This window comes from Streptomyces glaucescens (assembly GCF_002154375.1).
GTDB classification, from domain to species: domain Bacteria; phylum Actinomycetota; class Actinomycetes; order Streptomycetales; family Streptomycetaceae; genus Streptomyces; species Streptomyces glaucescens.
Genome location: NZ_MUND01000474.1, coordinates 1 through 1,351, shown reverse-complemented (window position 1 = coordinate 1,351; position 1,351 = coordinate 1). Strand labels below are relative to the sequence as shown.

At 60.3% G+C, this 1,351-nt stretch carries 1 protein-coding gene; it reads left to right on the top strand.

The genetic code is table 11. The features are described from left to right. The first annotated feature begins 220 nt into the window (after positions 1-220). Positions 221-1,096, top strand: coding sequence for a hypothetical protein (locus CCN42_RS42205; RefSeq protein ID WP_143662033.1), 876 nt, complete (start codon positions 221-223; stop codon positions 1,094-1,096). The last annotated feature ends 255 nt before the right edge of the window (positions 1,097-1,351 follow it).

The following is a 1,351-nucleotide window of genomic DNA, read 5'->3' as shown; positions in this document are numbered from 1 at the left end:
GAGCGGGTGACGAGAATCGAACTCGCGCTCTCAGCTTGGGAAGCTGCGAGCATTTGGGGGCGGTTCGGGAGCTGACCTGGGCGTACGGCTGGTCAGCGGTTCCGTCGGGCCTGGCCGCTTTCACCGTGATTCCCCGCTGTTCCCCACTTGATCTGGTGCGCTTGTGGTGCGGGGCTCGGAAGGACCGTGCAGCCAGTGGTTTGGCCGCTACCCTGCCTTCATGAGCCACAGCTACACGGATCGGACGCTCAAGCTGCTCTTCGGCTCCGCCTCTCACTGCGCGTACCCAGGTTGCTCTCAGCCTCTTGTGTTCAAAGACCGAGACCGTCTCACCGTGGTCGCGCAGATTGCGCACATCCGATCCGAGAAGCTGAACGGTCCGCGGCATGACCCGGACTATGACAAAGAACTGTTGGACACATTCGAGAACCTTCTACTGCTCTGCGGCGTGCATCACCTTCCCGTTGACCAGCATGAGTCGGTCTACACCGTTGAGGAGTTGGAAGAGTGGAAGGAAGCACAGACTGCACAAGCTGGCCGACGACTCTCCTCTCAGGAGTTCTTGGAGATCACCAGACAACTACAACAGGCCGTGGCTGAACTGACCGATGTGAATCTGGACGTCCTGACTGTTGGAGGACGAGGTGTCGAAGGGATGCACATTCTTATGGCTCCGCTTTCGGCAGCACCTTCCTTGGTCACCGACGAGGACGACGGAGCGGCGTACATCGGCGTCCGTACGGTGAATCGTGGATTGATGGCGGTGACCATCGATGCTTCCGGCATCGAATTTGACCTAGGGCTCGGACACAATGCCCATCCCCTGTACATGTTCCCGGAGCATTTGTCCCGGGGAAGTCGCCACCTGTCTCAGGGGTCGGTTCGCCTCGATGGACACTCTGATATTGCGAGATTTGCGCTCCCTGTTCACATTGCACACTGCGTGTTGCAGATCAAGGAGCGAAGCGGACGCTTGCCAGTCAGATTTCGACCCTTTGCCCGTGTCGCTTCTGGTGAGATGGTGCGGGGGGAGTGGGAACAGTTCGACAGTCTTCGGCTATACCTCCGAAGCACATTAGGTCACGCTGAGCCCTGAGCTTGGGAAGCTAAGGTGATCTCGGGCTCGCTGTGACGCTAACCTGCGGCAAAGCGGTCTTGGCGCTTGGTGGCCGTCGGCTTGGTTGCCCGTTGTTCCCCGCGGTTCCCCCAGGATCTGGCACGCGTCTGGCACGGACCTGCCGGCAGCACCAGGACCGGCGCTAGAGGTTGTCCCGTATGGGGTCTGAGTTATCCGGCGAGGGCCATGTTGTGCAGTCGGGCGATGCCGAGCATGGCCTGGTGAACGCCGTCG